Origin of the sequence: Streptomyces muensis (assembly GCF_021474425.1) — a bacterium.
Lineage (GTDB): Bacteria > Actinomycetota > Actinomycetes > Streptomycetales > Streptomycetaceae > Streptomyces > Streptomyces muensis.
Map to the genome: position 1 here is coordinate 1 of NZ_JAKEIP010000497.1, position 3,169 is coordinate 3,169.

General features: G+C 75.1%; 1 protein-coding gene and 1 pseudogene. One reads left to right on the plus strand and one right to left on the minus strand.

Features of this window, described 5'->3' with window-relative positions; all coding sequences use genetic code 11:
• A partial coding sequence (locus tag L0P92_RS43635) for an alpha/beta hydrolase (protein WP_234768680.1) occupies nt 1-1,423 on the plus strand: 1,423 nt, incomplete at its 5' end.
• Nucleotides 1,424-1,434: 11 nt separating this feature from the next.
• Here the strand turns inward: L0P92_RS43635 and L0P92_RS43640 are convergent.
• Nucleotides 1,435-3,113: pseudogene (locus tag L0P92_RS43640) on the minus strand (ATP-binding SpoIIE family protein phosphatase); the annotation flags it as partial.
• Nucleotides 3,114-3,169 lie beyond the last annotated feature (56 nt).

Sequence of the window (3,169 nt, forward strand, 5' to 3'; positions counted from 1 at the left end):
CGCGACGGCCTCCCCTCGTGCCCTCGCCTTCGGCGCCTGCCCGCGGTCCGTACCGGCGCCGCCCGCTCCGGACCGCGTGGAGTGCGCGCGCCTGACCGTCCCCCTCGACTGGCGCCGTCCGTTTTCCGGCCCGCGCGTCGAGATCGCCGTCTCCCGCGTCCCCGCCTCCGGCACCCCGGCCGAGCGCCGCGGCATCCTCCTGGTCAACCCCGGCGGCCCGGGCGGCTCCGGGCTCCCCTACGCGGTGACCAAGCGCGCCAAACTCCCTCAGAGCGTGCGGCGTTCGTACGACGTCATCGGCTTCGACCCGCGCGGCGTCGGCCGCAGCACGCCGGTCGACTGCGGCGCGATGGGCGGCCTTTTCACCGCGCCGGGCACGGACCCGGTACCGGCGGACCCGCACGCCGAGCGGGCGTACCTCGCCTCACAACGCGACATGGCCGACGACTGCGCGTCGGGCGCGGGCACGGCGGTGCTGCCGCACCTGTCCACCGAGCAGACGGCGTACGACATGGACGCGATCCGCGCCGCGCTGGGCGAGCGGCGGACGAACTTCCTCGGTGTCTCGTACGGCACCTACCTGGGCGCGGCCTACGCGGCGCGCTTTCCGCACCGGGTCGGCCGCATGGTGCTGGACAGTGTGGTCGGCCCCTGGAGCTGGCACGACTTCGACGTCGTCCAGAGCCGGGCTCTGCTGCGTGCGCGAGACACGTTCTTCGCCTGGACCGCGACGCACGAGGAGCGCTTCGGGCTGGGCGGCGACGAGGACGCCGTACGGCGTGCGTATCTGAGGGTGCGCCAGGGCCTCGCCGCCCGCCCGGTGAGCGGCTTCGGCCCGGCGGAGTTCGACCGTGCCGTCTACCGCGCCCTCGGCCGCACCGAACGCTGGACGGGCCTGGCCGACGGCCTGCGCGCCTATCTGACGGACGGCGGCGTGGCAGGCCTTCGCCCCGCCTCCGCCTTCGACAGCCACGAGTCCCGCAACTACGAGGCGGCCAACCGGATCGTGAAGTGCGCCGACGGTCCGGGTCCGACGCCGCGCCAGGTCGTGGCGGACATCCGCCGCATACGGCGGCTGGCCCCGCAGCCCGTCCTGACCGGCCTGGAGGCCACGGCCTGCGCGTACTGGCACCACCGCCCCGCCCACCGCACCCCGCTCGGCAGCCCGGCCGCCCCGCCGGTCCTGCTGGTCGCCTCCGCGCACGACCCGGTGACGCCCGTCGAGGGCGCCCGGCGACTGCGGGAGGTGCTGCCCGGTTCCCGGATGGTGGTCCTCGACGACGACTACTCCCACGGCGTGTTCGCCAGCCGGGGGAACGGGTGCGTGGACGGCACGGTGGCCGCGTATCTCGTCGACGGGGCGGTGCCGGAGGCGGATACACGGTGTGCCGGACCGGGGTTGCCGACACCGGCGTCATCCTGAGGGCGGCAGCGTCACGGCAACGGCTGTTCCGTCCAGATGATCTTGCCGTTGGGGGTGTACCGCGTCCCCCAGCGCTCGGTGAGCTGGGCGACGAGGAACAGGCCCCGGCCGCCCTCGTCGGTGCTCCGCGCGCGGCGCAGCCGGGGTGAGGTGCCGCTGCCGTCGGAGACCTCGCAGATCAGGGCGCGGTCGCGGAGCAGTCGCAGCTGGACGGGGCCGGTGGCGTGGCGGATGGCGTTGGTGACCAGTTCGCTGGCGATGAGTTCGGTGGTGAAGGCCAGTTCGTCCAGGCCCCAGGCGGCGAGTCGTTCGGTGACCGCGGCGCGGGAGCGGGAGACGACCGCCGGGTCGCTGGGCAGGTCCCACTGGGCGACGTGGTCGGCGCCCAGGGTGTGGGTGCGGGCGACGAGCAGGGCGACGTCGTCGCCGGGGCGGGCCGGGAGCAGGGCGTCCAGGACGGCCTCGCAGGTCTCCTCGGGAGGGCGGTCGGCGTGCGCCAGGACCGTCCGCAGCCGGTCGAGGCCGGCGTCGATGTCCCGGTGGCGGTCCTCGACCAGACCGTCGGTGTACAGCACGAGCTGGCTGCCCTCGGCCAGTTCGCGTTCGACCGTCTCGAAGGGCAGGCCTCCCAGGCCGAGGGGCGGGCAGGACGGCAGGTCGAGGAACTCGACGGTGCCGTCGGGCGTGACGAGCGCGGGCAGGGGGTGCCCGGCGCGGGTGAGGGTGCAGCGCCGGGACACCGGATCGTAGACGGCGAAGAGACAGGTGGCTCCGACGATGCCGGAGTCGGGCGTGCCCTCCGCCGCCCAGCCCTCGCCCCGGTCGAGCCGGCCGACCAGGTCGTCGAGGTGGGTGAGGAGGTCGTCGGGCGACAGGTCGAGGGAGCAGAAGTTGTGCACGGCGGTGCGCAGCCGGCCCATCGTGGCGGCGGCGTGCAGGCCGTGCCCGACGACGTCGCCGACGACCAGCGCGACGCGGGCGCCGGACAGCGGGATGACGTCGAACCAGTCGCCGCCGACGCCGGCCTGTGCGGGCAGATAGCGGTAGGCGACCTCCACGGCGCTCTGTTCGGGGCGGCCCCGCGGCAGCAGGCTGCGCTGGAGGGCGAGTGCCGTGTTGTGCTCGCGGGTGTAGCGGCGGGCGTTGTCGATGCAGATCGCCGCGCGTCCGGCCAGCTCCTGGGCGAGGGAGAGGTCGTCGTCCTCGAAGGAGGCGGGCTGCAGGGAGCGGTAGAAGCTGACCACGCCGAGGGTCGTGCCGCGGGCCCGCAGCGGCACGGTGATCAGGGAGTGGATGCCGGCCGCGAGCACTCGCTCCAGCCGCTCCGGGTCCTGCGCGATCCAGCCGCCCGCCTCGGACAGGACGGGTTCCAGCACGGACTGCCTGGTCTCCAGGGAGCGGGCCTGCGGCGTGGACGGCACGTATCCTTGCGTACGGCGCGGATGGCGACCCGGCGCAGCGCGGTCCGGCCGTCGAGCGCCTCCGGTTCCTCGCCGCGCAGTACCGGGTCGGGCAGGTCGACGGCGACGAAGTCGGCGAACCGGGGGACGGCCACCTCGGCGAGTTCCTCGGCGGTGCGGGTGACGTCCAGGGTGGTGCCGATCCGCACGCTCGCGTCGTGCAGCAGTTCCAGGCGCCGCCGCGCCAGCACGGCCAGCCGGCCGACCCCGGGCTCGCCGACGAGCAGCAGCCGGCCGGGGACCTGCGGCTCGGAGACGACGGTGCGCGTGGCGTCCCCGTCCCCGT